This is a genomic window from Bradyrhizobium sp. UFLA05-89 (assembly GCF_059803475.1).
Genome location: NZ_JBANBA010000009.1, coordinates 19,077 through 44,273 on the forward strand (window position 1 = coordinate 19,077; position 25,197 = coordinate 44,273).

General features: G+C 63.5%; 20 protein-coding genes and 1 pseudogene. 12 read left to right on the forward strand and 9 right to left on the reverse strand.

Features of this window, described 5'->3' with window-relative positions:
• Nucleotides 1–23 precede the first annotated feature (23 nt).
• Genes SO139_RS07165 through SO139_RS07185 form a run of 5 tightly spaced genes read left to right on the forward strand, consistent with a single transcriptional unit; the run spans nucleotide 24 to nucleotide 4,805 of the window.
• Complete coding sequence (locus tag SO139_RS07165) at nucleotides 24–1,079, forward strand: ABC transporter substrate-binding protein (protein ID WP_474797079.1); 1,056 nt, start codon at nucleotides 24–26, stop codon at nucleotides 1,077–1,079.
• Entirely contained in the window at nucleotides 1,076–1,957 is an 882-nt protein-coding gene (locus SO139_RS07170) for an ABC transporter ATP-binding protein (RefSeq protein ID WP_474797080.1), read from the forward strand. The genes SO139_RS07165 and SO139_RS07170 overlap by 4 nt, the downstream gene beginning before the upstream one ends.
• Complete coding sequence (locus SO139_RS07175; protein ID WP_498539844.1) at nucleotides 1,950–2,819, forward strand: ABC transporter permease; 870 nt, start codon at nucleotides 1,950–1,952, stop codon at nucleotides 2,817–2,819. The genes SO139_RS07170 and SO139_RS07175 overlap by 8 nt, the downstream gene beginning before the upstream one ends.
• A gap of 43 nt (nucleotides 2,820–2,862) precedes the next feature.
• Nucleotides 2,863–4,488, forward strand: coding sequence for an FAD-dependent oxidoreductase (locus SO139_RS07180; protein ID WP_498539845.1), 1,626 nt, complete (start codon nucleotides 2,863–2,865; stop codon nucleotides 4,486–4,488).
• The gene (locus SO139_RS07185; RefSeq protein ID WP_449381454.1) at nucleotides 4,485–4,805 is read left to right on the forward strand and encodes a 4Fe-4S binding protein; all 321 of its coding nucleotides are present in this window, start codon (nucleotides 4,485–4,487) and stop codon (nucleotides 4,803–4,805) included. The genes SO139_RS07180 and SO139_RS07185 overlap by 4 nt, the downstream gene beginning before the upstream one ends.
• Nucleotides 4,806–5,427: 622 nt before the next feature.
• Here SO139_RS07185 and SO139_RS07190 read toward each other — a convergent pair.
• The 4 genes from SO139_RS07190 to SO139_RS07205 form a co-directional block, all read right to left on the reverse strand.
• On the reverse strand, nucleotides 5,428–5,580 hold the full coding sequence (locus SO139_RS07190; RefSeq protein ID WP_449381455.1) for a hypothetical protein: 153 nt from the start codon (nucleotides 5,578–5,580) through the stop codon (nucleotides 5,428–5,430).
• 506 nt (nucleotides 5,581–6,086) lie between these two features.
• Nucleotides 6,087–6,671, reverse strand: a complete 585-nt coding sequence (locus SO139_RS07195) for a DUF1254 domain-containing protein (RefSeq protein WP_449381456.1) — start codon at nucleotides 6,669–6,671, stop codon at nucleotides 6,087–6,089.
• Complete coding sequence (locus tag SO139_RS07200) at nucleotides 6,668–7,246, reverse strand: DUF1214 domain-containing protein (RefSeq protein WP_449381457.1); 579 nt, start codon at nucleotides 7,244–7,246, stop codon at nucleotides 6,668–6,670. Before SO139_RS07200 ends, SO139_RS07195 begins: the two co-directional genes overlap by 4 nt.
• Before the next feature lie 9 nt (nucleotides 7,247–7,255).
• Nucleotides 7,256–9,535, reverse strand: coding sequence for a transglycosylase domain-containing protein (locus SO139_RS07205; RefSeq protein WP_449381458.1), 2,280 nt, complete (start codon nucleotides 9,533–9,535; stop codon nucleotides 7,256–7,258).
• 295 nt (nucleotides 9,536–9,830) lie between these two features.
• On the opposite strand from SO139_RS07205, the gene SO139_RS07210 reads away from it, so the two are divergent.
• The 6 genes from SO139_RS07210 to SO139_RS07235 all read left to right on the forward strand — a co-directional run bounded on the left by SO139_RS07210 (nucleotide 9,831) and on the right by SO139_RS07235 (nucleotide 16,413).
• Entirely contained in the window at nucleotides 9,831–10,346 is a 516-nt protein-coding gene (locus SO139_RS07210) for a YcgN family cysteine cluster protein (RefSeq protein ID WP_449381459.1), read from the forward strand.
• Between the two features lie 170 nt (nucleotides 10,347–10,516).
• Nucleotides 10,517–12,100 (forward strand): MDR family MFS transporter, encoded by a 1,584-nt coding sequence (locus SO139_RS07215; protein WP_449381460.1) that lies wholly within the window; start codon nucleotides 10,517–10,519, stop codon nucleotides 12,098–12,100.
• A 316-nt stretch (nucleotides 12,101–12,416) separates the two neighbouring features.
• Nucleotides 12,417–13,190 carry an ABC transporter ATP-binding protein gene (locus SO139_RS07220; protein ID WP_449381461.1) on the forward strand — a complete coding sequence of 258 codons (774 nt, stop codon included), beginning with the start codon at nucleotides 12,417–12,419 and terminating at the stop codon, nucleotides 13,188–13,190.
• Nucleotides 13,191–13,192: 2 nt separating this feature from the next.
• Nucleotides 13,193–13,981, forward strand: coding sequence for an ABC transporter permease (locus tag SO139_RS07225; RefSeq protein ID WP_449381462.1), 789 nt, complete (start codon nucleotides 13,193–13,195; stop codon nucleotides 13,979–13,981).
• 21 nt (nucleotides 13,982–14,002) lie between these two features.
• Nucleotides 14,003–15,076 (forward strand): ABC transporter substrate-binding protein, encoded by a 1,074-nt coding sequence (locus tag SO139_RS07230; RefSeq protein WP_449381463.1) that lies wholly within the window; start codon nucleotides 14,003–14,005, stop codon nucleotides 15,074–15,076.
• A 23-nt stretch (nucleotides 15,077–15,099) separates the two neighbouring features.
• A complete protein-coding gene (locus SO139_RS07235) occupies nucleotides 15,100–16,413 on the forward strand; it encodes an LLM class flavin-dependent oxidoreductase (protein ID WP_498539846.1) in 1,314 nt (437 codons plus the stop codon).
• A 39-nt stretch (nucleotides 16,414–16,452) separates the two neighbouring features.
• Here SO139_RS07235 and SO139_RS07240 read toward each other — a convergent pair whose 3' ends face one another.
• The 5 genes and pseudogenes from SO139_RS07240 to SO139_RS07260 form a co-directional block, all read right to left on the reverse strand.
• On the reverse strand, nucleotides 16,453–18,129 hold the full coding sequence (locus SO139_RS07240) for an alpha/beta hydrolase (RefSeq protein WP_449381506.1): 1,677 nt from the start codon (nucleotides 18,127–18,129) through the stop codon (nucleotides 16,453–16,455).
• Nucleotides 18,130–18,342: 213 nt separating this feature from the next.
• A pseudogene (locus SO139_RS07245) lies at nucleotides 18,343–18,467 on the reverse strand (response regulator); the annotation flags it as partial.
• Nucleotides 18,468–18,469: 2 nt separating this feature from the next.
• On the reverse strand, nucleotides 18,470–21,061 hold the full coding sequence (locus SO139_RS07250; RefSeq protein ID WP_498539847.1) for a GAF domain-containing sensor histidine kinase: 2,592 nt from the start codon (nucleotides 21,059–21,061) through the stop codon (nucleotides 18,470–18,472).
• A 133-nt stretch (nucleotides 21,062–21,194) separates the two neighbouring features.
• Nucleotides 21,195–22,829 carry a thiamine pyrophosphate-requiring protein gene (locus tag SO139_RS07255; RefSeq protein WP_498539848.1) on the reverse strand — a complete coding sequence of 545 codons (1,635 nt, stop codon included), beginning with the start codon at nucleotides 22,827–22,829 and terminating at the stop codon, nucleotides 21,195–21,197.
• A gap of 134 nt (nucleotides 22,830–22,963) precedes the next feature.
• On the reverse strand, nucleotides 22,964–23,863 hold the full coding sequence (locus tag SO139_RS07260; protein ID WP_449381467.1) for a LysR family transcriptional regulator: 900 nt from the start codon (nucleotides 23,861–23,863) through the stop codon (nucleotides 22,964–22,966).
• A 116-nt stretch (nucleotides 23,864–23,979) separates the two neighbouring features.
• Here SO139_RS07260 and SO139_RS07265 point away from each other — a divergent pair, with 116 nt between their 5' ends.
• Nucleotides 23,980–25,173 (forward strand): arabinose transporter, encoded by a 1,194-nt coding sequence (locus SO139_RS07265; protein ID WP_449381468.1) that lies wholly within the window; start codon nucleotides 23,980–23,982, stop codon nucleotides 25,171–25,173.
• Nucleotides 25,174–25,197: the final 24 nt, after the last annotated feature.

Here is a 25,197-nt window from a genome sequence, read left to right on the forward strand (position 1 = left end):
CTTCACTGACAGGATTTGACAGAATGAACTCCCTGTTCCGATTTGTTCGCGCGCGGCACCTCGCCGCGCGCAAGGCCGCGGGATTGCTGCTGGCCGGCACCCTGACCTTGGGCTTTGCGGCCTCCGCCTTCGCTGAGCCGCCGCTCGAAACGACCGAGATCCGCTACCAGGGTTGGGTCGGCCAAGTGACCTTTATCGAACTGGCTGACGACTTGGGTTACCTCGCCCCGCTCAAGCTCAAATGGGTCGGAAACACCATCAGCGGTCCCCAGGACATCCAGACCGTGGTCACCGGCGATATCGACATAGGCGGCGCATTCTATGGCTCGGTGATCAAGCTGATCGCGGCAAAAGCGCCGATCAAGGCAGTCGTCGGCTATTACGGATCCGATGACTCCACCCACCTCGGCTACTACGTGAAGGAGGACAGCCCGATCAGGACGGCGCGCGACCTGATCGGCAAGAAGGTCGCGGTCAACACGCTCGGCGCTCATCACGAATTCGCATTGCGTGAGTATCTGGCCCGCAACGGCCTGACGCCGGCGGAGGCGAAGCAGGTGACGCTGGTCGCAATTCCGCCGGTTGCCGGCGAGCAGGCATTGCGCCAAGGGCAGGTCGAAGTGACCACGCTGAACGGTGTGTCGCGCGACAAGGCAGTTGAACGCGGTGGCATACGCAGGCTATTTGCCGACACCGACCTGTTTGGCAATTTCACGGGCGGCGCCTATGTCCTGCGGAACAAATTCATCAAGGACAATCCCAACGCCTCCCGCAAACTGATCGAAGGCGTGTCGCGCGCCATCGCATGGGCGCAGGCAACGCCGCCGGAAGAGGTCCGCGCCCGCTTCGAACGCATCATTGCCGAGCGCAAACGGAATGAGGACGCCACTCCGATCAAATATTGGAAGAGCACCGGTGTTGCGTCCAAGGGCGGCGTCATTGGTGATGCCGAGCTGCAGGTGTGGATCGATTGGTTGGTCAGGGATGGCCTTCTCAAACCCGATCAGCTCAAACCGTCGGATATCTACACCAACGAGTTGAATTACTTCCGTCCGGGAAAGACGGCGGAGGCGCGATGAGCCAAGTCGAAACCAGCCCGGTCAAGATCAGCTTCGAGCACGTCCGTAAGGAATTCGTGACGCGAGGTGAGGGGGGCGGTCCGGCGGACCGCTTCACCGCCCTGGAAGACATCACACTCGACGTTCGCGCAGGCGAGTTCCTGGCGCTGGTCGGCCCGAGTGGCTGCGGGAAATCGACGTTGCTCGATTTGCTGGGTGGGCTGACGACACCGACCAGCGGCCGCATCCTGCTCGACGGGCGGCCGATCACCGGGCCCGGCCGCGACCGCGGCATCGTGTTCCAGCAATACGCTTTGTTTCCCTGGCGTACCGCCGTGGAAAACGTCGAGTTCGGACTCGATATCGCCGGGCTCAAGGCGCAGCAGCGGCGTGAGATCGCGCGGCACTTCCTCGATCTCGTCGGCTTGTCCGGCTTTGCCGGCCGCTATCCGCACGAACTGTCCGGTGGCATGAAGCAGCGCGTCGCGATCGCGCGAAGCCTCGCCTACGATCCGGAGGTGTTGCTGATGGACGAGCCGTTTGCTGCGCTTGACGCGCAGACGCGCGAGACGTTGCAGGGCGAACTTTTGCGGATCTGGCGCGCCACGGGCAAGACCATCGTCTTCATCACTCACGGCATCGACGAGGCCGTAGTGTTGGGCCAGCGCGTAGCGGTGATGACGTCACGCCCGGGCCGGATCAAGCAGGTTATCGAGGTTCCGGCCTCGCTGCGCAGCGAGGCCGACGACGTGCGCTCGCTGCCGGAGTTCGGCCATGTGCGGCACGAGGTCTGGAACCTGCTTCGCGAAGAAGTGCAGAAGGCCCAGCAAGGACAATTGAGCGGCGTTGTCTCAAAGCCTCGTGTCGAACGTGAAGTGAAGGAGGTTGCTCATGTCTAGCCTTGAGACGCTGACGCTGCTGGAGCTTGCGCACGGGCGTCCACAATCCGGTGCGGACCAGCGGTCGTCGTCGAGCGTCAATCGTCTCAGCGCAGTCGCGCGCGCGCTGTCTGGGTTCGGACAACGCTCCTTGTTGCTCATCATCTTGTTGTCGGTGTGGGAGGCCGCCCCAAGACTCGGCTTGATCGACCCGGTATTCCTGCCGCCGTTCTCGGAGGTGATCGCCGCGGGCTGGCAGCTCGCGCAAAGCGGCGAACTCTATGACGACGTGTCGGCGAGCTTGCTGCGCGCGTTGAGTGGATTTCTGATCTCGGTTGCGTTGATCGTCCCACTTGGCCTCGCCGTTGGCTGGTATGCCCGGCTTGGCAATCTCCTGAAGCAGTTCATCGAGATGTGCCGCAATACGGCACCGTTGGCGCTGCTGCCGGTGTTCATCCTGCTGCTCGGAATCGGCGAGATGTCGAAGATCACCATGGTGATCTATAGCTGCGCCTGGCCGCTCCTGCTCAACACCATCGCTGCGGTGAAGCAGGTCGATCCGCTCCTCATCAAGTCGGCGCGGACGATGGGCGCGACGCCGCAGCAACTGTTCCGCAAGGTGATCTTTCCGGCGGCGCTTCTGACCATCTTCGTCGGCATTCGCCTCGCCAGCGCCTCCGCCATGCTGGTGCTGGTCGCCTCCGAGATGGTCGGTGCCAAGGCGGGGCTTGGCTATCTCATCATCAACAGCCAGTACAGTTTTCTGATCCCGCAGATGTATTTCGGCATCCTCGGCATCACGACCATCGGGCTCGCGTTCAATGCTGTCCTCGAGGCTCTGGAGCAGCGCTTCATGCGGTGGAAGGCGCCAGTCACGGCATGAGGGTGCAGTCCGGTTGCAACCGTATAAGCTGGAGACGTGATCGATGACCAACCAACTCCACCGCGCCGAGCGCAGGTCCGCGCCGGCCGGATCCGTTGAATATGATGCCGACGTGCTGGTGCTCGGCGGTGGCCCGGCTGGCACCTGGGCTGCGGTGAGCGCGGCCGAGCGCGGCGCGCGGGTGGTGCTTGCCGACAAGGGATTTTGCGGCACGTCGGGCGCCACGGCGGCGGCCGGCACCGGCGTCTGGTACGTCGACCCCGTGCCGGCGCAGCGCGAGGCGGCGATGGCCAGCCGCGAGAAACTCGGCGGCTATCTCCAGGATCGCCGCTGGATGGCTCGCACGCTGGATCTCACCTATCAGCAGAGCAATCGCCTCGCCGAATGGGGCTATCCCTATCCGGTGGATGATCGCGGCAAGTCGCAGCGCAACTCGTTGCAAGGTCCGGAATATATGCGGCTGATGCGCAAGCGGACCAAGCAAGCCGGCGTCACCATTCTCGATCACAGCCCGGCGCTCGAATTGCTGGTGGATGATGCCGGCGCCGTTGCCGGCGCGAGCGGCTTGCGCCGGCAAAAGCAGGATCGCTGGACAGTGCGCGCCAACGCGGTGGTGATCGCGACCGGTGGCTGTGCGTTCCTGAGCAAGACTCTGGGATCGAACGTGCTGACCGGCGACGGCTATCTGATGGCCGCGGAAGTCGGTGCCGAGTTCAGCAGCATGGAGTTCTCCAACCCTTACGCGATCTCGCCGGCGTTCGGCTCGGTGACCAAGACGCTGTTTTACGGCTGGGCCACCTTCACCTATGAGGATGGCAGCTTGGTTCCTGGCGCAGCGTCCAAGGGCGGGCGATCGGCGATTGCCCGCGCGCTGCTTCAGGGCCCGGTCTATGCCCGGCTCGACAAGGCTGACGAGGACGTGCAGCGGCACATGCGCGTGTCGCAGCCGAACTTCTTCCTGCCGTTCGACCGCACCGGTATCGACCCGTTCAGGGAGAGTTTTGCCGTGACGTTGCGGCTGGAAGGGACCGTTCGCGGCACCGGCGGCCTGCGCATCGTCGACGACACCTGCGCCACCAGCGTGCCGGGACTCTATGCGGCGGGCGATGCGGCCACGCGCGAACTGATCTGCGGCGGTTTCACTGGCGGCGGCAGCCACAATGCCGCCTGGGCGATGTCGTCGGGGACCCTTGCCGGGCAGGGCGCCGCGGCGTACGCGCGGCAGGCTGGTACGGCGGCCGCGCGAAAACTATCGTCAGCGGGAATGGTCGGTTTTCGCAGCCGCTCGCGGCGCGCGTTCGAACCGGCGGCGCTGGCGAGGGCCGTCCAGGATGAAGTCTTCCCGTATGAGCTGAACTATTTCCGCGAGGCTTCGCGGCTGGATGGAGCGCTGGCGCGCCTCGACGCCGCATGGCGCGACGCATCGGAAGCTGACGCCGCCGGCGCGGCCGACGTGCTGCGCGCGCGTGAAAGCACAGCGATGCTTGCGACCGCGCGGTGGATGTATCGCAGCGCGCTCGCGCGTCAGGAAAGCCGCGGCATGCATCGCCGCGACGATTTCCCCGATCAGGATCACCGGCAACGCCACTACGTGACGACGGGCGGTCTCGACGAGGTCTGGACCGCGGTCCGGCCGCATGCCGAGGCCTTTGCGGAGGCCGCGGAATGATCGAGGTCATCGATACCGAACGCTGCACGTCCTGCGACATCTGCGTCAACGTGTGCCCGACCAACGTGTTCGACAAGACCGACGACGTTCCGGTGATCGCGCGGCAGGGCGATTGCCAGACCTGCTTCCTCTGCGAGCTCTATTGTCCCGAGGACGCGCTTTACGTCTCGCCTTTCGCGGATGAGAGCCAGCAAGTCGACCTCGTTGCGCTCAAGCAGGCGGACGCGCTGGGCAGCTATCGCCGCGCCGTCGGCTGGACCGATGACACCAGGAGCCGCCGGAGCGGTGACCGCAGCTATCTCCTCTTCGGGCATTGAGCGGGCTCAACCTGCGCCGGCCGATACGCGATCGATTCACAACCGGAGTGGCGGCCGCTCTTGCTACAAAGCGGCCCATCCGCCCGAAACCTCATGTCTCAGAAGGGATGCTTGCGGGAGAATGGGATTGTTAAACTTTAGCGCTTGTTCGAATGAACTTTCGTGGGAATCACTAGCGCAAAATCAATGCATCATTGGTGCGATTCTATAGATAACTTGTAAACGTTCCGACCGAATTTGTCGCCGCGCTCCCTACCAACGACTGGACGGCGGAGCTGGATGGATGCCATTTTTTCCTGGCTGGTGGGATCCGCGCACCTTCATCCCAGGAGGGGTGGCGAGCGGAACCAAGGCAGAGACGTTTGAAGTTGCTGCGTTAGTGTCACGGGGGATCGCGATGATGAGGCGAGCAATCCCAGCTTTTGTAGCATTGATTGCGCTCAGCCAAACGGCCACAGCTGGTGTCTCTTGCGCCGTGGTACGTTTCTATGTCGCCAAATACTCGGAAGCGGCAGCCGAGACGTGGGCACGAAGTCACGGCGCCAGTGATGCCGAAATCGAAACGGCGCGTCGTTGTCTGCATCATAGCGCAAACATGCAGACTGCAAGCTCGGCTGCGAGGTCACAGGTGCTCACTCCTGTAACCGAGCAGGAGCGCGCCCGGCGCGAACCAAATGAACGCGATCCAGATCAGGAAGTGAAGCTCGTCGTACCCGTGCAGGATCAGCGCGCCGCCCCCGAGACGGATAGTCACGACGACGAACCACGCGTGCACGGCGTCATCCGCCCGAAGGATGAGGATCCTTCGGCCGGGCGTGTGAGCGACGAGGCCAATGGTCCCTCCGATAGAAGGACTACCACGGTGCGTCCACGCTATGTGGGCTCTGTGCATCGCGCCGACGGTAGGGGAGGGACGGGCCATGTGGCATGGTTCAAACGACTCTGGGGTCACCTGGTTGGGCCGCGCCGATCCAGCATCGCCCTTTTTGCATTTCCTCGTTGGGGATCGAATAAGGTACGGCGTCATCTCAGCGGGACCGCACCGGGCCACAGGACAGGGTGAGCTGCATCGCTGGATGCTTCCGGTTCTTCACCTTGACCCAATGCCTTCAAAGCGGCGTCAGTGCGGTTGGCATGTCGTACACTGGGTCAGCCGGTTGCGTTCGGTTACGGGTTGGACTGACGACCCGGACCGAGCCAATCAGGCCCGGTTCTCCGGCCCGCGGCTACTGTACATGGGGTTGTTTTCCAGATTTTTGATAACGGCTGCCGACGGGCCGCTCACCGCCGCCCGCGCGGGGCCTCGGCCTTGGTGGGGGCGTCGGTCTGCGGCGCGCAGCTCGCGGCCGCCAGCGAGGCCTGGGCCTGCGGCATCAGGCCGGGCTCGGCGGCGAGCGCCTTCATGACGATCAGGCCGGTCGCGCTCGGGGAATCGATGATCAGCCGGTCGGCCGCCGTGACCTCCTCGTCCTCGGGCAGCGCATTGTGCTGGGCTTCCGTCATCAGGTCGAGCTCGATCACCTTCTTGCCGGCGGAGCGGTCGTTGATGGCGTAATAGGCGATCTCGTTGCGGGTGTAGAACGACACCGAAGTATAGGCCTGGCTCACCGGCACCTTCAGCTTCAAGGGTCCGCCGGAGAGATCGTAACGGCAGATCGCCAGCGCAAAGGCCGGGTCCATGAACGGCATCGGCGAGGTGTTGGGATCGGCGAGCGGCAGCTGTGTGACCGCGTTCTCCTTCGTCATCGGCGTCAGCCGCGAATAGGCGTCCTGGGTCGCGATCCGTGGCAGCGCCAGCACGCTGACGAGGTGAACGATGAGGCCGAGCAGGACGCCGGCGAGGATCGTGAACGCGAGCCGGATCATGGGCAGCCCACCGTCGCGATCTGCGGCATCGGCGCGTCGCGCTGGGTACGCGTGGCAACGCCGACGGGCGTGTCGTAGAGGCGGAACATCAGCGCATAGCGCTCGATGCCGCCGGTCGGCAGCCAGTTGCCAGCGCGGGAGCGCGAGGCGATGTGAATCTCGAACGAGCCATCGGACTGCCGGACGATTTCCTGGCTGGTGAAGCCGTAGCGCTGCAGCGAGTTGGCGACGAGATGGCCCTTGCGGTCATAGAGCGTCAGCGTCCAGAACCGCGCCGGCGGGGTCACGCCGGAGACCACGATGTCACAGCGGCCGTCGAGCGCCTTCTTCTTGTCGTCGGTGGTCGCGGTGAACGCAACGCCGTCGCCGGTGCCGATCGGCAGCTCGCCGTTGCGCACGATGGTGGCGCGCGAATAGGGGTCGACGTCGGCGGTGCCGGTGCGCGGGCGCGCCGTCCATGCGCCGATCGTGAGCGCGCCGATGTCGGTGCCGCGCGTCGTCGTCATCCAGGTCGCGCCGACGCCGACCGCGGTGGCGAGCAGAAGGGCCGTCAATGTGATGATGATCAGCCGCATGGGATCAGGTCAGTTCTTGCGCGGGCCGGACGAGGTCGCGTTCTCCTCCGCCGCATAGTTCTGCGGGAAGGCGAGCGCGCTCGACGGCGAGGCGGGCTTGGCCGGCTTCGCCGTGTCGTCGGACGTCGTCTTGGTCGTGGTCTTGGCGGCGTCGTCGAGCAGCTTCTCCACCCGCACCAGAATATCGGCGCCGCGCTTGGTCAGGATCGGCGGCGGACCGGGCTTGGTCTCCAGCACCTTCGGCGCCGCATTGGCCTGTGCGTTGGCGGCAACCGGCTGCGGCGGCAGTTTCTGGCCCATGCCGATGCCGGGAATCTCCCGGACTTCGACGCCCTGATGTGCCGCGACCATGATGTCGTGCCAGGTCTGCGCCGGCAGCGAGCCGCCGGTCATGCGGTTGGTCGGCGAGTAGTCGTCATTGCCGTACCAGACCGCGCAGGTGAAGTTGCCGGTGTAGCCGACAAACCAGGCGTCGCGATAGGCGTTGGTGGTGCCGGTCTTGCCCGCGGTCGGAATGCCGTCGAGCGCGGCGCGGCGCGCGGTGCCTTCGCTCACCACGTGGCTCATCATGCCGGCCATGTCGGCCGCGATGTTCGCGGGAATGGCCTGCCGCGGCTTCGGACCGTCGCGGTCCCAGCGCCAGACCAGGTCGCCGCCACCGGTGCGCACTTCAAGTACGGAATGCGGGGTCACGGCCTTGCCCTTGTTGGGGAAGGTCGCATACGCCACGGCATGCTCGATCACGGTGACTTCATCGGATCCGATCGGCAATGACGGCGTGTCGGGCAGCGGCGCCTTGATGCCGAAGCGGCGGGCGACCTCCACGATCTTGGCGCGGCCCGCTCTCGGGCCCTCTTTGCCGCCCATCGCGATCGAGAGCTTCACCGGCACGACGTTGATCGAGCGGGTGATCGCCTGCGTCAGCGTCACCGAGCCGGAATAGGAGTGGCCATAGTTCTGCGGACACCAGTTCCCGATGCAGACCGGGCCGTCGACCACTTTCGAGTTCGGCGTGAACCCGTTCAGCAGCGCCGTCGTGTAGACATAGGGCTTGAACGACGAGCCGGGCTGCCGATAGGCGTCGGTCGCACGGTTGAACTGGCTTGCGCCATAGTCGCGGCCGCCGACCATGGCGCGGATGCCACCGTCGAGATCGGCGACGACCGTCGCGGCCTGCGTCGCGTGATAGTCGCGGCCGAACTGACGGAGCTGGTTCTCGATCGCGTCTTCCGCGGCCTTCTGCACGTTGGTGTCGATCGCGGTGCGGACCACGAAGACGCGCTCGGTGTAGGATTTCGGGAAGGTGTCGACGAGCTTGCGCATCTCGTCGAAGGCGTAGTCGAGATAGTAGTTCGGCGATGCCTCGTCGCGGCGGTCGACTGCGAAGGCCGGGTTGCGGCGGGCGCCGAACACCTGGCCCTCGGTCATGAAGCCGGCATCGACGAGGTTGTCGAGCACCACGTTGGCGCGGGCGCGGGCGGCGGGCAGGTTGATGTGGGGCGCGTACTTGGTCGGGGCCTTGAACAGGCCGGCGAGCATCGCGGCTTCCGCAAGCGTCACGTCGCGAGCGGATTTGTTGAAGTAGAAATGCGCCGCGCCGTCGACGCCGAAGGTGCCGCCGCCCATATAGGCGCGGTCCAGATACAGCTTCAAAATCTCGTTCTTGGTCAGCCGCCATTCCAGCCAGACCGCGAGGAAAGCCTCGTTGATCTTGCGCTCGATGGTGCGCTCGTTGCTCAAGAACAGGTTCTTGGCGAGCTGCTGGGTGATCGAGGAGCCGCCCTGGCGGACGCCTCCGGCCTGGGCGTTGGTGACGAGGGCGCGCGCGGTGCCGGCGATGTCGATGCCGAAATGATCGTAGAAGCGGCGGTCTTCGGTGGCGAGCGTCGCCTTGATCAGCACGTCCGGAAAATCTTCCAGCGGGATCGAGTCGTTGTGCTTGATGCCGCGGCTGCCGATCGGGGTGCCGTAGCGGTCGAGGAAGGTCACGGCGAGGTCGGACTTCTTCAGCCAGTCCTCATCCGCCGTCTCGCGGAAGGCGGGGATGGCGAGGGTGAGCAGCAGGACCAGGCCGCCGAGACCGAGGGTAGCGGCCTCCGACAGCGGCTCGATGAATACCCAGCGCTTCCACCGCCCGACATAGAAGCGGTCCATGAAGGTCGAGTAGCGCTCGTAGAGCTCGCGGATGCCCTTGGCCGAGGAGAACAGCGAGGAGTCGATGCGCGCATCGAGGTCCAGGAAGAAATTCCGGGCCTTGCTCTTCCAATGCGGTGGTATGATCTGGCGCACCTAGAACCCTTGAGGCTCGGTTCGAAAGCGTTCAAGCACCCGGCCGGGGCGGCATCGAGACGTCTTGCGGGAACGTTGCGGCAAACCCAAGGCGCCCAATTGCGTCCTTCGGGGGGACTCGCAGGTTGTTCTAGCCGAGCGGGGGCCATAAACCAATGGTCACGCTCGCGATTTTGAACGACAGGCCTAATTGGCCCCGCATCTTTACGGAACGTCCACGGCGCTACTTGCAGCGTCATCGGCCCGCGCCCTAGATGGTTTGGCCGATTGTCTTATGAAACCAGTTGAAGACGCAATGACCGCAGCTCCCAAACGACCTTCAGGCCAGGAAGGATTCTTCTGGAAAACCAAGACATTGGAGCAGATGTCGGAGGCTGAATGGGAGAGCCTCTGCGACGGCTGTGGGCGCTGCTGCCTGAACAAGCTCGAGGACGAGGACACCGGGGACATCTATTTCACCCATGTCGGCTGCAAGCTGCTCGATGCCGGCACCTGCGCCTGCAAGGACTACCCGAATCGGTCCGAGAAGGTGCCGGATTGCGTGCGCCTGACCCCGGCCAATGTCCGCACCCTGAACTGGCTGCCGCCGAGCTGCGGCTACAGGCTCGTCGCGGAAGGGCGCGACCTCTATTGGTGGCACCCGCTGATCTCAGGCGATCCCAATACCGTGCATGAAGCGGGCGTCTCCGTGCGTGGCCGGGTCGAGGGCAGCGAGGACGAGATCCCGGACGAGGAGCTCGAGGATCACATCGTCGAGTGGCCGGCGCTGCTGCCGAAGCGGGCGCGGCTGAGGAGGCGGCCCAAGGCCTGACAAGGCCACCTGCGTTCCCGTCTTCGAACCGATCACGTCTTCGGGATGACCCGGGGACGGGATGCTCCCATGCATCGAGGTGCCTGCCTCGATGAGGATTTGCTGCGTACATTGCAGTTCATAGAACGATTCCATCGCGGCGTTGCGCCGCAACAAGAACTACGTCCGAAATGAACAAGTTCGAACGGCAGAGCCACGCGACTGCCGACATCAGGGCTTTGTCCGACGACATCGCCGAAGAGCTGTCCCGCCTTCCGACCGAGGTCTTGAGCGTCGACGACGCCCCCTCCATCGCTCCGCCGGCGCCGCTGACCGCGGACGAAGTCCGCACCATCGTCATCAGCCTGATGCTGACGATGTTCCTGGCGGCGCTCGACCAGACCATCGTGGCGACCGCGCTGCCGACCATCGGACGCCAGTTCCGCGACGTCTCAAACCTCTCCTGGGTGATCACGGCTTATCTGCTGGCCGGCACCGCCGTGGCGCCGGTGTTCGGCACGCTCAGCGACATCTACGGCCGCCGCGCCATGCTCATAACCTCCCTGAGCCTCTTTGTGGCCGGCTCGATCCTCTGCGCGGTAGCGCCAAACATGCCGATGCTGATTTTGGCGCGCGGCCTGCAAGGCCTTGGCGGCGGCGGCATCATGCCGGTGGTGCAGACCGTGATCTCCGACGTGGTTAGCCCGCGCGAGCGCGGCCAGTACCAGGCCTATTTCTCCAGCGTCTGGATGGTCGGCGGCATCCTCGGTCCCGTGATCGGCGGCGTGTTCGCCGAGCATCTGCACTGGTCGATGATCTTCTGGATCAACCTGCCGCTCGCAGCCGCAGCGCTCGCGCTGCTGCTGCCGAAGATGGGCAGGATCCCGGTCTTCCATCGCAAGCGCAAGGTCGACTGGTTCGGCGGCGTCTTGCTGATGGCGTCCGCGGTTGTCTTCATGCTGGTCTTGACCTGGGGCGGCACCCGCTACCCCTGGCTCTCGCCGACCGTGATTGCGATGATCGGCGCCGCGGTCGCGCTCGCCGTGACCTTCGTGTGGCACGCGCTGCAGGCGGACGAGCCGTTCCTGCCGTTGCCGCTGCTCAGCGGTACGGTCGCGCCCTACGCGCTCACCGCCGGCGGCTGCGCGCTCGGCGCGATGACCGGTCTCACCGTGCAGCTCCCGCTCTACTATGAGTCCGTCTACCATCTCAGCGCCAGCGAGGCCGGACTTGCGCTGATTCCGCTCGCGGCGGTCTCGACCTGCGGTGCGGCAATCGCCGGCCGCACCATGGCGCGCGCCAAGCACTACAAGCGCGTCGCCGTCGTCGGTACATCGTGGGCAGCGCTGTGCGGACTGGGACTCACGTTCCTCACGTTGCCGCTGTGGGCTCTCTTGGTCTTGATGGCCGCGTTCGCGCTGGGCCTCGGTACGACCTTCCCGGTCTGCGTGGTCTCGCTGCAGAATTCGGTCGCCCGAGCCCAGGTCGGCACCATCACCGGCGCGATGAACTTTTTCCGCTCGCTGATGTCCTCGTTCACGGTCGCAGCGTTTGCGGCGATCCTGCTGATCTCGCTCGGCGCCGACATCCCGCTCGCCGGCGAGCATCATGGCGCGATCAACGCGATTCCCTCGGCCGACATGATGATGGCGTTCCGCTACGTTTTCGGCGCGGCGGCCGCGATGATGGCTCTCGCCTCGCTCTGCCTGATCCTGATGGAGGAGCGGCCGCTCGCCGGACCAGCTAGCGCGCAGCCCGTCGAGATGGCGGAGTAGGGGACGCCCGATCGCGTCGTTGGCTGCTGCAGCAAGGTTGGCTGCTGCGAAGCGAGTCGAGCCGCATCAATTTCGTCGACAGCATCGAGACGTTTCGCGCCAGACAATCTGGGTTCAGCCGATGCGGTGGAGCGCGAGCGGCGTCGGAGGACGATTGGCCGCGGTAATTTCATGCTTGCATTGCGACCTCTTACATTGGATTGCGACGCGAGACGTCCGGCCAATTTAGCAGGATATTCTTTACTTCAAGAACATCTGGCGGAGGGAATCCGGAGAACGTAAGACCGGCGCCAATTCTTCTCCGTCGGCAAGACTCATGCCCTCCAGTACGATCAGTCTTCGTTCCGTCGAGCAGCGCTTCCAGTCCAAGCGCGGCTCGGTCTGTGCGTTGACCGAGGTTACTTTCGACGTCCTCGCGGGCGAGTTCATATCCATCGTCGGGCCTTCCGGCTGCGGCAAAAGCAGCCTTCTTCGTCTGATCGGTGGCCTTGATAGTCCCTCCGAAGGTCAGATTCTCATCGACGGAGACGATGTTCGCGGCCCGCGCAGAGAGATCGGCACGGTGTTTCAGTCGCCTGTGCTTTTCCCGTGGCGCACGGTGCTCGGCAATGTGATGCTTCCTGGAATTGTTCATCGCCGCGACCGGAAAAAAACCGAAGCAAGGGCGCGGACGTTGCTGGAGACGGTGCAACTGTCCGACTTTGCGAAGAGTTATCCGTTTGAGCTGTCGGGAGGAATGCAGCAGCGCGTGGGCATAGCTCGCGCGCTGATCAACGATCCGACGATGCTGCTGATGGATGAACCGTTCGGGGCGCTCGATGCTCTGACTCGCGAAACGCTGAACATGCAATTGCAGCAATTGTGGCTGGAGCAGCGGCAGACAATTGTCTTCGTTACTCACTCGGTCCCCGAGGCAATTCTTCTGTCTGACCGGGTTCTCGTGATGAGCGGAAGACCTGGGCAGATCCGTGCGGACATTGCGATCGACTTGGCGAGACCGCGCGGAATTTCGGACACGGCGACCGCCGCCTTCGGCCGCTACGCCGACCAGATTCGTGGTCATCTCAACGCCGGCGGACGTCTGGATTGATCGTGAAAGATATCGCTCTCAAGGTCGTGGTCAGTTTGGCCATCTTTGCCGTTCTTTTGACCGCCTGGCATGTAGCCATCGTGCATTTCGAAGTCGCGAGCTTCATTTTTCCAACGCCCTTGGCAGTCGGAGAAGCACTCTGGGGCGGCCTGGCGAAAGGCCTGTATCTCGAACATGTGCGTGTGACATTGACGGAAACGCTGGCCGGCTTTGGCGTCGCCTTCGTCGCCGCACTGCTTCTTGCGACGCTCATATCGATGAGCCGCACGGCATCTTTCTACGTTTATCCGTATGTCCTGTTCTTCCAGTCAGTTCCGAAGGTGGCACTCGCGCCTGTCATCGTCATCTGGTTCGGACTTGGTATCCAATCCAAGATCGTGACCGTTGCGCTGATGTGCTTCTTTCCTTTGATGGTAAACGCCGTCGCGGGTCTTCAATCCGCGCAGAAGGATCGCGTCGACCTGCTCCGCTCGCTCGACGCCAGCCCCGTTCAAATCTTCACGCTGCTGCGTCTGCCCAGTGCCCTTCCATTCATCGCGGCCGGAGCAGAGGTGTCGATGACCTTTGCACTCATCGCCGCGATAGTCGCCGAATTCGTGGGGGCGCGTGCGGGACTTGGCGTGCTTCTTCAGACGATGGGCAGCAATCTCGACATCGCAGGTCAGTTCGCCGTTCTCGTCATTCTCGCAACGATCGGCTTCCTTCTCAACCGCATGGTGGCGCTGCTCAGCGACTACCTTCTGTCCTGGGATGTCAATCGAAAGACCCGTCGTTCCAGTCTGGGACGCTGACGGGGCAATTCGGAGTTCTTCATGTCGTTCAAGTCTCTGGGGTCCGCGCTGCTCGTGTCATTGGCCGTCTTGCTGCCCGTTGCGGCGAAGAGCGAGACAAAACCGGTCCGTCTCGCCTGGTGCACGTCATCCGCCGGAATATCGCTGGCGCCGGTCGCCGCTGCCAAGAAGTTCGGATGGTTCGAGCAGGAGGGGCTGAATGTCGAGATCGTCAATGTCGCAACGGGCATGGATTGCGTGACATTCGTCGCAACCGGCGAGATGAACTACGCCGTCCCATCGATTGAGGCGACCGCTGCGTTCGTTGCCAAGGGACTAAAGGCGAAAGTCTTCTTTACCGTGTATCAGAACTCACCCTGGGAGATCCGGGTGCCGGCCGAAAGCCAGGCGAAGAGCGTCGCGGACCTGAAGGGCAGGAAGATTGGCGTGATCTCGCTCTCCGCCGTCGGCGCGTCTGTTGCCAAAGGCCTTGTCAAGTCAGCGGGTCTCGATCCCGAAAAGGACGTCACGTTGGTCGCGGTGGGCGATGCCCAGCGAGCCGCTTATTTTCTCCGCAAGGGCGAAATTGATGCAGTCAGCATCTTCACGCTGGCTCATCTGCAGATTGAAAATGCCGGCGTGACCCTGCGCAAGATCGACGCGCCGGACATCGACGCTGCACCGTCGTTGGGCCTGATCGCCAAAGCAGATTATCTGGCTGGCCACAGACAGGAAGCAATCGGTCTTGCTCGCGCCTATGCCAAGGGACTCGCTTTCACGTTTGCATCGCCACGCGCGGCCCAGAAGGTGTTCTACGAGATTTTCCCGCAGGCACTTCCTTCCAGCAAATCTGTTGCGGAAGTGGAAAAGTCAAACATCGCTCTCACGGAATCCCACGCCTCCGGCGACTCGCCCTTGAACGGCAGGCTGGAGGATTGGGGCTATTCACGTGTGGACGTGTACAATCGATATCTGGCCACGATCAGTGACTGGCACATGATCAACGCCAAGATCACGGCGGCCGACGTCATCGACAATAGCCTGATCAAGGAGATCAACGCTTTCGACCGCGCTGACATCGCCAGGCGCGCGGCAGAAGCCGCGACTGGAAACTGAGTGACGTGGCCTTGGGAAAGACAATGACACGGAGACAGGTCCACCTTGGTGCGTTTCTGACGGCCAGCGGCTTTCACACTGCGGCCTGGCGACACAAGGGAGTTCCGGCCGGCGGGGGGCTGGATCCGCAACTTTACAAACGGGTCGCCCAGGCGGCGGAGCGCGGGAAGCTCGATGCGCTGTTCGTGCCGGATTTCTTCACCGTGAATCTGCCGCAACTGGCCATCCGGCAGGAAGTCGTGCGGTTCGAGCCGATGACCTTGTTGTCCTATCTCGCGGCAGCAACGGACAGGATCGGGTTGGTCGGCACGTCTTCGACGACTTACGACGAGGTGTATCATACGGCGCGGCGTTTCGCCTCGCTCGACCACCTGAGCGGTGGTCGCGCCGGCTGGAACGTGGTGACGTCGGCACAGCCGTCAGGTCCTCTGTTCGGTCGTGGGCCATTGCCCGAGCATGACCTGCGCTACGAGATGGCCGACGAGTTCTTCCGCGCGGTTTGCGCGTTCTGGGATAGCTGGGAGGACGGCGCCATCACGCGCGACAAGGCCAACGGCGTTTTCTTTGATCGCGAAAAGCTCCACCCCGTCAGCTTCCGCGGTGAACGCCTTTCGCTGGACGGAATTCTAGATGTGGCCCGGCCGGTGCAAGGTTATCCGGTCATCGCGCAGGCCGGCGCCTCCGAGGCCGGGAAGGCCTTTGGCGCCAAATATGCCGAGTTGGTGTTCGTCACAGGGCAGCCGGATGTCGCCAAGGCCCAGGCGTTCTATGCCGATGTCAAGCGGCGTGCCGAAGCCTTCGGCCGCAACAGGAATTCCATCAAGATCCTGCCTGCAATACACCCGGTCGTAGGCCGCACGATGCGTGAGGCCGAAGAGAAGTTCGAATATCTGCAAAGCCTGGTGCATCCTGAAATCGGTTTGGAATCGCTCCGTAAGCTCACGGGTGGTTTCGATTTCACCGCCTTTGATCTCGATGATCCCGTTCCTGAGGTGCCCCTGACCAATGGCAATCAGACGCGTCAGAAAGCACTCTTCGATATCGCGCGGGACAAGGGAATGACTATTCGCGAACTCTATCTCGAGCTCGCGGGCGGCATGAATCGCGTCATCGGCACCCCTGCCGATATCGCAGATTTCATCGAGCGATGGAGCGATGCGGATGCTGCTGATGGGTTCATGATCTCGATCCTGAGTCTCCCCGATAGCATGGACGACTTCGTCGATCTCGTCATTCCGGAGCTCCAGGAGCGCGGCCTGTTCCGGCGCGAATATCAAGGTACGACACTGCGGGATCATCTCGGTCTGGCGCGTCCGCCGCGATTGCACTATTCGTAAATGGACGCGCCATTTGGCGTGCAGGGCCGGGGCGGCGTGTCATCCGCCGCGATCGGCATAAGGGTTGTCATCAGCGCTGCGCTCGGCCGCCTTCCTCGCTGTTGCCGCAAGATGGTCCTTCAACCGCGTGAGCGCCTCGGCGGACCAGTCCTGCACATCGGTGACGGCGATCCAGGCATCGACGTAATGCTCGGGCGCGTACACATGGCCAAAGCCCATCGGCGTGTTGGTGGCGACCGCCATGTCGAGGGCGAGCTGGAGCATCGTCACGACGGGATACCAGCGCAGCTCAGGTGACACGTCCGGGCCGCGCGGCGCTTTCATCCAGGCTGGTGCGCGGTAGGCATCGTGGTAGTCGAACAGCACGATCGGATCGCTGGCATATTGCAGATAGACGACGCGCAGCGCGCCCCAGGGCGCATCGGCCGGCACCGTCGGCCCGTTCTGATTCATGAAGCGTACGAAGCGGCCGTCGCGAAATTCAGGCAGCCAGGCCGGCGAGCCTTCATTGCGGTTCGCGGTGACCGAGCGCCAGATGCGGCTCTCGAACGGCGGCCCGCTCCACAGCGCGCCGGCAATGGGGTCGCCGATCGTCTCGAACAGCTCGGCGGATTTCTCCGAGTTCATGGCGCCGAGGCTGAGACCATGCAGGTACAGTTTTGGCCGCTTGTCTCTCGGCAGCGTCGTCCAGTAGCCGTAAACTTCCGAGAACAGGGCGCGCGCAGCTTCCGCGCCGTATTCGGGCTGAAACATCAGCGACAGAGGGCTGTTGAGATAGGAATACTGCATCGCGACGCTGGCCACGTTGCCGTGGTGGAGATACTCGACGGTGCCCATCGCCGCAGGGTCGACCCAGCCGGTGCCGGTCGGCGTGATGACGATCAGGATCGCGCGCTCGAAGCCGTGCTGGCGCTTGAGCTCGTCCAGCGCCAGCTCGGCGCGCGCCTGCGCCGTGTCGCGGGCACCGAGGCCAACATAGACCCGGACGGGCTCCTGCGCGGGCTGCGCCGTGAAGGCGCTGATCTCGGCTGCGGTTGGACCCGAGGCCACGAATTCGCGCCCCGCACGTCCAAGCTCATTCCATTTCACCAGCGATGCCGCGCTTCCCGTTTTCTCGGGCGCCGTCGGCTGCGGCCGCTCCGGCTCGAGCAGGGCGTCGAATTCGCGGAAGGAGGAATCGAGCGCGCGGAACGCGGTGCGGATCAGGAGATTGTTGGCGATCGACCAGAACAGCAGCGCCGCCACGAGAACGCCGAGGACGTTTGCGATCTTTCTCGGGACGACGCGACTTTTGCGTGCGGCCAGGAAGCGAACCATGAGCACGAACAGCCGTCCCAGCGCCAGAAGCACGACGAATGTGAGCAGCGCGATGGCGCAGACTTTGAACGGATGCGCGGTCTCGACCGGCGCCATCTTCATGACGGCGCGGATCGAGTTCTGCCATTCGGCGGTTCGCCAGAGATAAATGACGACGACGAGCAGGCAGCCGACCGCGACCAGCGTGTTGGCGGTCGATCGCACGCGCGGCGAAGGTTCGGGCAGTTCAAGGTAATGCCACAGCCAGCGCCAGAGGAGGCCGGCCGCGTAGCCGATCGCGAAGCAGGCGCCGGCCAGCGCGCCTTGCGTGAGATAGCTGCGTGGAATGAGCGTCGGCGTGAGCGAAGCCGCGAAGAACAAAGCGCCCAGCATGAGGCCGACGCCGGACAGCGACAACATCTGCCGTCGGATCAGCCATGCGAGATTTTTGAAAGCGGCACCCACGGCGCGACGACTTCCTGAATTGGACGACTATCGCACAATCGGACTCGATCGCAACCGAGGTGAGGCGGGCGGCGGTTCCCGTGAGGGTCTATCCCGCCTGCGCGAGCCGCGCGTCGCTCCCTCCGCGCAGCAGGGCGAAGTCGATCGGCTTGGTCAGGAGTCCTGTGGCGCCTCCGCCGCCGAATTGGCAAAATCCATCACAAAGCGCTGAGCGCGGAGATCGCGACAAATTGCTGGCGGAACAACGCCTCCACGTCGGGCTCGTCGTCCACCACGAGAACCATCACAGTCACGGCTAACCTCTGGTCCTGTCTGAAAAATTGCCTTTGCGCGGCAATCTGATCGTGAACTCGGTAAATTCGCCGGACACGGTTTCGACGTCGATCGTGCCACCATGCTGTTTCACGATGATGTCGTGGCTCATGGAAAGCCCGAGTCCCGTACCTTCGCCTGCCGGCTTGGTCGTGAAGAAGGGGTTGAACATCTTCTCTCTTACGTCAGGGGGAATGCCGATGCCGTTGTCGCGGATGCGGATTTCGACTTGGGCGCCGCGATCCTGTGTGCCCGCGACCAGGACAGGTTCGTAGTCGTCAGCGCCATTCGCGGCCTTGCGTTTGGCGACCGCGTAAAAGCCGTTGGCGATCAGATTCAGGAGAACGCGGGTGATCTCCTGGGGGAAGGCGTCGACCATGCCAGCCTCGGGATCGAGCTCGCATTTGAGCGTGACGTTGAACTGCGGCTTCTCGGCGCGGGCACCGTGATAGGCGAGGTTGAGGCTCTCCTCGACCAAGGCGTTCACGTCAGTCGGCCGGTGCTCGCCGCTGCCTTCGCGGGAATGCAGCAGCATGTTCTTGACAATGGAATCGGCGCGCTGCCCGTGCTGGACGATCTTTTGCAGATTGTCCTTCAAGAGCCCTGTCAATTCATAGACTTCGTCGCGGATATTGTCGGTGAGTCTGGCAGACTTCAGAATATCGTTGAGCTCGTCCGTCAGTTCCGATGACAGTGCTGCGAAATTGTTGACGAAGTTGAGCGGGTTCTTGATCTCATGCGCGATGCCGGCGGTGAGCTGGCCGAGGGAGGCGAGCTTTTCGGTCTGGATCAGCCGATCTTGGGCGGTGCGGAGGTCGTCGAGGGAGGCGGCAAGTTCTTTGGTGCGGGACTGCACTTCGTCAAAGAGGCGCACATTCTCGATCGCGATGACGGCCTGGTCGGCGAAGCTCGTAACGAGCTCGATCTGCTTTTCGCTGAACGGGCGGACCTCGCGACGTGCAAGGACAATGGCGCCAACCGGGTTGCCTTCGCGCAGCAAGGGCACGCCAAGAAAGCTGCGCGGATTGCCGCTCAATTCCTGGCCTTCAAAGGAGTAGTCGGGATCTTCGAGCACATCGGTGACATGGACCACCTTGTCGCCCAGCAAAGTCCGGCCCGTGATGGTGCGCTTGTCGGGCAGGACCGGGAGATCTCTTACATATTCGGCGAATTTGATTGGAAAGCCGTAGGAACCCGCCCGGAAATAAACATTGCCGGTCTTGCGGGTGATCGCCGCCATATCGGCTTCGCATAGGCGTGCCGCCGATTCGACCAGTGTATTGAGCACGGCCTGCAAGTCGAAGGCCGAGCGACTGATCACCTTGAGCACGTCGGCGGTCGCCGTCTGCTGTTGCAGCGACTCGGTCAAATCCTCGGTGCGCTCGCGCAATTCGCCGAGCAATCGCGTGTTCTCGATGGCGATGACCGCCTGGGCAGCAAATTGCTGCAGGAGCGCGATCTGCTTTTCGGAAAAGCGCCGGTTTTCCTGTCGGAAGATCATGACATTGCCGACCACGCGCTCGTCCTTGAGCAACGGCACCGCGAGCAGGCAGCGCGCGCCGCCGAGATCGACCAGCGCCCGACGGTTCGGCTCTCCGCTGCGATAGGCGTCCGACTCTAGCAGATCAGTGATTTCGACGAATGCTTCACCCGCCAAAAGGCGCGTCGGCGCGGTGGCCGGACCATAGTTGAGGGGCAGCTTGCGCCGGAACTGATCGTAAGCGGGGGGCAGTCCATAAGTGGCCGCCGTGTGGAATTGCGTTCCATCGTAGGTGTTGAGCACGCCGAAATTGGCGCCGCAGAGCTGCATTGCCTTGCTGAGCATGGCGTCGAATACCGGCGCGAGATCGCCGGCCGAGCGGCTGATGACGCTCAGTACCTCCGATGTCGCGGTCTGCTGCTCCAGTGATTCGGTCAGCTCGTGCGTCCTGGCCTGCACCTCCTCGAACAGCCGTGCATTCTTGATCGCGATCACGGCCTGGTCGGCGAAGCTCTGCTGGAGCGCCAGCTCATCCGGAGTGAAGGGCTGGAGCTTGTCGCGATAAATGATCAGTGCGCCGATCGCCTTGCCGTCGCGGCGCAGCGGCGTGCCGCACATCGTGCGCGTGCCGGCGGCGCGCGCCAGCGGCAGGCCCGGCCATTCCGCCATCGAGGGATCGATGTGATCGAGGTCGGAAATGTTGATCTGCTCGTTTCGCGTGATGACCTGGCCCGGCATGTTCTGCCCGCCGACAGTGATCTTGTTGAGCGGCACGATCGAGCGGATGTGCTGGGCGCTGGTACCGAACCGATAGGCCTCGCCCCATTCGCCATTCTCGGCGAGCTGGATCGAGACACTGGGGGCGTCAAACAGCCGGCCGCAGGTCTCGGCGATTTGTTGGAGCGACCGACCCGCGTCGCCAGGGGCACTGGCGATGGTGCGTAGAATCTCGGCGCTGGCTGCCTGCCGGTCGCGCGACAGCGCCAACTCATGCTGCAACCGCTCATTCGCCGCGGCGCTTGACTGCAATTGCTGTACGAGCTCGGCAATCCTGGCCCTGAGCTCGGCTGCGACGTCCTGCGAAAGCGCAGTCATCAAAAATATCCATTTTGGCCGGCGTCTTGGCGCCATGCCCAATTGGCTAGTCTGGCAGCGATTATTCCATTCTGGAACCGTTCAGGCCAGGAATATCCTTGCGCCGCATATCGGGTAATGCTCGCCAAGTCGCTCAGGCCCCCGGCCGCGACACCTCCGTCTCCTTGCTGGTGATGAACTCCAGCAGCGTCGGCATACCGTCGCGGGTTTTCTGGATGCCGCGTTTGATCGCGGGAACGATGTCCTCAGGCTTGGTCACCCGCTCGCCATGGCCGCCGAAGGCGCGCGCCATCGCGGCATAGTCGCCGGAAATGTCGGTCGAGCGATATTTCTCGGTCGAGACCGGCATCACTTTCAGCTCGATCGCCATCGAGAAGTTGTTGAGTAGGATCGAAAGGATCGGGATGCGCTCGCGCACCGCGGTCTCGAAATCCATGCCGGTAAAACCGATCGCGGCATCGCCCCAGACGTTGATGCAAAGCTTGTCCGGCCTTGCGAGCTTTGCGCCCATCGCAAGCCCAAGACCGTAGCCGAGCTGCGTGGTCTTGCCCCAGCCGAGATAGGAGAGGGGCTCGACCGCCCTCCAGAACGGCGAGAGCTGGTCGCGCGGGCTGCCGGCGTCATGAGTAATGATGGTGTTGTGGATGTCGACGGTGTGCTGGAGGTCCCAGAGCACGCGATAGGGATTGAGCGGCGCGTCGTTGCTGGTGAGCTTTGGCATCCACTTTGCCAGCCAATCCTTGTGGGAGGTCGCGATCTCGGCCGCAACCGCCGAGGCATCGCGGTTCGACGTGACGGTCTTGCCGATCTCCTCGAGCAGCGCATCGAGCACCAGCCCGGCATCGCCGACGAGCCCGACCTTGGCTTCGATATCCTTGTTGAGATGGTTTGGATCGAGCGTCGAATGGATGATGATCTTACCCTTGGGCATGGCGATGCCAAAGCTGGTCTCGGTGAAGGAGCAGCCGATGCCGAAGATCACATCGGCCTCGGCAAGGAACTTCGGCACGGCGCGCGGCACGGCAAGTCCACCCGAGCCGAGCGAGAGTGGATGCGTCTCGGGGAACGACGACTTGCCGCCGAGGCTTGTGGTGACGGGGATCGCGAGCCGTTCGGCGAACCGTTTCAGTTGCAGCCAAGCCTGCGCGTAGTGCACGCCCTGGCCGGCATAGATCACCGGCCGTTTCGCGTCGATCAGAAGCGCCGCAGCCTCCTTCACATGAACAGGGTCGGCGCCGTAGCGGGTGCGCAGCACTGGTGTGTAGGTCAGTGGTTCCGGAACCTCCTCGTTCCACAGGTCCGAGGGGATCTCGACGATGACGGGACCGCCGCGGCCGTTCTTGAGCTTGGTGAAGGCACGGCGAAAGATATTGGCGACTTCAGCGGCCAGGATGATCGGTTCGGAGGATTTGGCGAACGCCTTCATCACCTCGCTGGAGTTGAAGTTCGGCTCGATGTGCGAGAGCCTGCGCTGATAGCCCATCGGCAGCACCAGCACGGGCACCGACTCGCCAAAGCACTGCGCGACACCGCCCATGGCGTTCTCGGCCCCCGGACCATGCTGCATGCAGAAGGCGCCGATGCTGCGCCCCGAGGTGACGCGCGAGATCGCATCCGCCATATGGATGCCGACGCGCTCCTGCCGCACCATGACGGGCCGAATCTCCGCCTTCGCCGCGTGCTCGATCAAGTGATTGACGGGATAGCCGCAGAGGATCTCGATCCCCTCGCGCTTCATGATTTCCGCGATCGCAGTGCCGAGCTTCATCGCGTCTCTCCCTTCGGCAGGCCGGTTGATCCGGCCAGTTTGGCGGGTAGAGGATCAGGAATTCGCGGAAGCGTAAAGCGCGCGCGCTCGCGCGCAGCCGTAGGTCTGCCATGCAGGGCTGTCGCGCTCGGTCGCTATTTGCCGCGATATCGCAGCGCCTCGACCAGCAGCGAGAAAGCCGGTGTCGGTTGGCGGCGGCTCGGATAGTAGAGATGATAGCCGGAAAAGGCGGGGCACCAGTCGCTGAGAACGCGAACGAGCTGGCCTTTCGAGACGTAGGGCTGCACATGGCCTTCCGTCAGATAGGCGAGACCAAACCCCTTGAGCGCTCCCTGCAGGAGCAGGCCTGCGCTGTTGAACACAAGCTGCCCTTCGACGCGAACGTTGAGTTCTCGTCCGTTCTTCTCGAACTCCCAGGCGTAGAGGCTGCCGCCATGGGTCGGCAGGCGAAGATTGAGGCAGTTATGGCCCGTCAGGTCCTGGGGGGTCCTGGGTCGCTTCCGTTCGGCGAAGTAGGCGGGCGAGCCGACGACCGCCATGCGAAGATCGGGGCTGACCCTGACGGCAATCATATCCCTGGCGACAAGCTCGCCCGGGCGGATCCCCGCATCGACCTGCTGCGCCACGATGTTGGTGAGACCGTAATCGATGATCACCTCGACGTGGATGTCAGGGTATTTCGGCAACATCTTGCCCAGGGCAGGCAGCAGGATTTCGGTGGCGGCATATTCTGTCGCCGTGAGACGAACGGTCCCCGCCGGCTTTTCGCGGAGCTCGCTGAGCGCGGCAAGCTCCACGTCCATCTCGTTGAATTTGGGGCCGATGCTCAGGAACAGCCGCTCTCCAGCCTGAGTGGGCGTGACGCTGCGCGTCGTCCGGTTCAAGAGTCGGACGCCGATCCGCTCCTCGAGATTTCGGATGATCTGGCTGAGCCCGGACTGCGTCATGCCGAGCTTCGCCGCGGCCCGCGTGAAACTGCGTTCTCTCGCCACCGCGAGAAAGGCGAGGAGATCGCTCGCGTCGTCCCGGTCCATTGATAAGCCTGTCTAATAACCGCATTCGAAATTTATCACCTAATCTGTGGTCGGCGGAAGTCCTAGGTTCGGTTCAGCGTTGGACGGAGCTCGAAGCCGACATGTCGATATCAGCGATGCAAGAACCGGTCGCGGCCCCTCGCGTCGCAGCGACCTTGCTGCCGATCATGGGCGTGGTCTTCGTTGCCTTTCTCGTCATTGGCTTTGCGTTGCCCGTTCTTCCGCTTCATGTTCACGACGGCCTCGGGTTCGATAGCTTCGTGGTCGGCCTCGTCGCGGGCAGTCAGTTCGCCGCCTCGTTGATCTCGCGACCGTGGGCGGGCCACTACTCGGACAGCCGCGGGGCGAAGCGAGGCGTGATCGCCGGCCTGCTGGCGGCTGCGGCTTCCGGGCTGCTCTATCTGCTCTCGCTCGGTTTCAGCGGCGCTCCGCTGTCATCGGTCACCATTCTGTTTCTCGGACGCGGTCTGCTCGGCGGTGCAGAAAGCTTCATCATCACGGCCGCAGTGAGCTGGGGACTTGCGCTTGTCGATTCCCGGAGCACGGGCAAGGTGATCGCGTGGGTCGGCTCGGCGATGTTCGCGGCCTTCGCGATCGGCGCACCGGCCGGCTCCGCCCTCTATGCCGCCCACGGCTTTGTGGCCATCGCGTTGGCGACCGCCGCGGCTCCGCTCGTGACCCTGCTTCTCGTTGCGCAGCTTCCATCGATTGCTCCCGTGCAGCACGTCCGCGTCTCCTTCGCCGAAGTGATCGGTGCCGTATGGGTGCCGGGCCTGGGCTCGGCACTCGGCAGCGTCGGCTTCGGTGCCGTGACCACGTTCGTCGCCCTGCTGTTCGCAAATCGTGGGTGGTCGCACGGATGGCTCGCGTATACGGCCTACGCGGTTGCCTTCATTCTGGCGCGGGTGTTCTTCAGCCATGCGGCCGACGCGATCGGCGGTGCAAAAGTCGCGCTGGTCTGCGCGCTGATCGAAGCTGCAGGGCAGGCGCTGATCTGGCTCGCCGTTCGACCCGAAATGGCGTTGGTGGGCGCTGCGCTTACCGGCTTTGGTTTCTCGCTGGTGTACCCCGGATTCGGTGTCGAAGCGGTCCGCCGCGTGCCGGCGCAGAGCCGCGGCCTGGCGATGGGCGCCTATACTGCCTTTCTCGACCTGGCCCAGGGGCTTGCGAGCCCCGCGCTTGGATTGATAGCGATCGGAGCGAGGCTAAACGTTGTGTTCCTCGCCAGCGCGGTGACCGTCCTCTCCGCCGCGCTCGTCGCCTGGTGGCTGATGGCGCATCCGGCCAATGCGCAGGGAAGGCCGCAATGAAACCGAAGTCAACCACCAGACGTT

Coding starts and splice junctions, on each gene's coding strand:
- SO139_RS07255 (WP_498539848.1), bottom strand. CDS start 22,829: ATGAAGCTCGGCACTGCGATCGCGGAAATCATGAAGCGCGAGGGGATC.
- SO139_RS07195 (WP_449381456.1), bottom strand. CDS start 6,671: ATGATCCGGCTCGCGTTCACGATCCTCGCCGGCGTCCTGCTCGGCCTC.
- SO139_RS07185 (WP_449381454.1), top strand. CDS start 4,485: ATGATCGAGGTCATCGATACCGAACGCTGCACGTCCTGCGACATCTGC.
- SO139_RS07240 (WP_449381506.1), bottom strand. CDS start 18,129: ATGTTGTCGCTGTCCGGCGTCGGCCTCATGCTGGGCGCTTTGTTCTTC.
- SO139_RS07165 (WP_474797079.1), top strand. CDS start 24: ATGAACTCCCTGTTCCGATTTGTTCGCGCGCGGCACCTCGCCGCGCGC.
- SO139_RS07170 (WP_474797080.1), top strand. CDS start 1,076: ATGAGCCAAGTCGAAACCAGCCCGGTCAAGATCAGCTTCGAGCACGTC.
- SO139_RS07200 (WP_449381457.1), bottom strand. CDS start 7,246: ATGCGGCTGATCATCATCACATTGACGGCCCTTCTGCTCGCCACCGCG.
- SO139_RS07250 (WP_498539847.1), bottom strand. CDS start 21,061: ATGACTGCGCTTTCGCAGGACGTCGCAGCCGAGCTCAGGGCCAGGATT.
- SO139_RS07210 (WP_449381459.1), top strand. CDS start 9,831: ATGACCGCAGCTCCCAAACGACCTTCAGGCCAGGAAGGATTCTTCTGG.
- SO139_RS07260 (WP_449381467.1), bottom strand. CDS start 23,863: ATGGACCGGGACGACGCGAGCGATCTCCTCGCCTTTCTCGCGGTGGCG.
- SO139_RS07180 (WP_498539845.1), top strand. CDS start 2,863: ATGACCAACCAACTCCACCGCGCCGAGCGCAGGTCCGCGCCGGCCGGA.
- SO139_RS07220 (WP_449381461.1), top strand. CDS start 12,417: ATGCCCTCCAGTACGATCAGTCTTCGTTCCGTCGAGCAGCGCTTCCAG.
- SO139_RS07230 (WP_449381463.1), top strand. CDS start 14,003: ATGTCGTTCAAGTCTCTGGGGTCCGCGCTGCTCGTGTCATTGGCCGTC.
- SO139_RS07235 (WP_498539846.1), top strand. CDS start 15,100: ATGACACGGAGACAGGTCCACCTTGGTGCGTTTCTGACGGCCAGCGGC.
- SO139_RS07265 (WP_449381468.1), top strand. CDS start 23,980: ATGCAAGAACCGGTCGCGGCCCCTCGCGTCGCAGCGACCTTGCTGCCG.
- SO139_RS07215 (WP_449381460.1), top strand. CDS start 10,517: ATGAACAAGTTCGAACGGCAGAGCCACGCGACTGCCGACATCAGGGCT.
- SO139_RS07175 (WP_498539844.1), top strand. CDS start 1,950: ATGTCTAGCCTTGAGACGCTGACGCTGCTGGAGCTTGCGCACGGGCGT.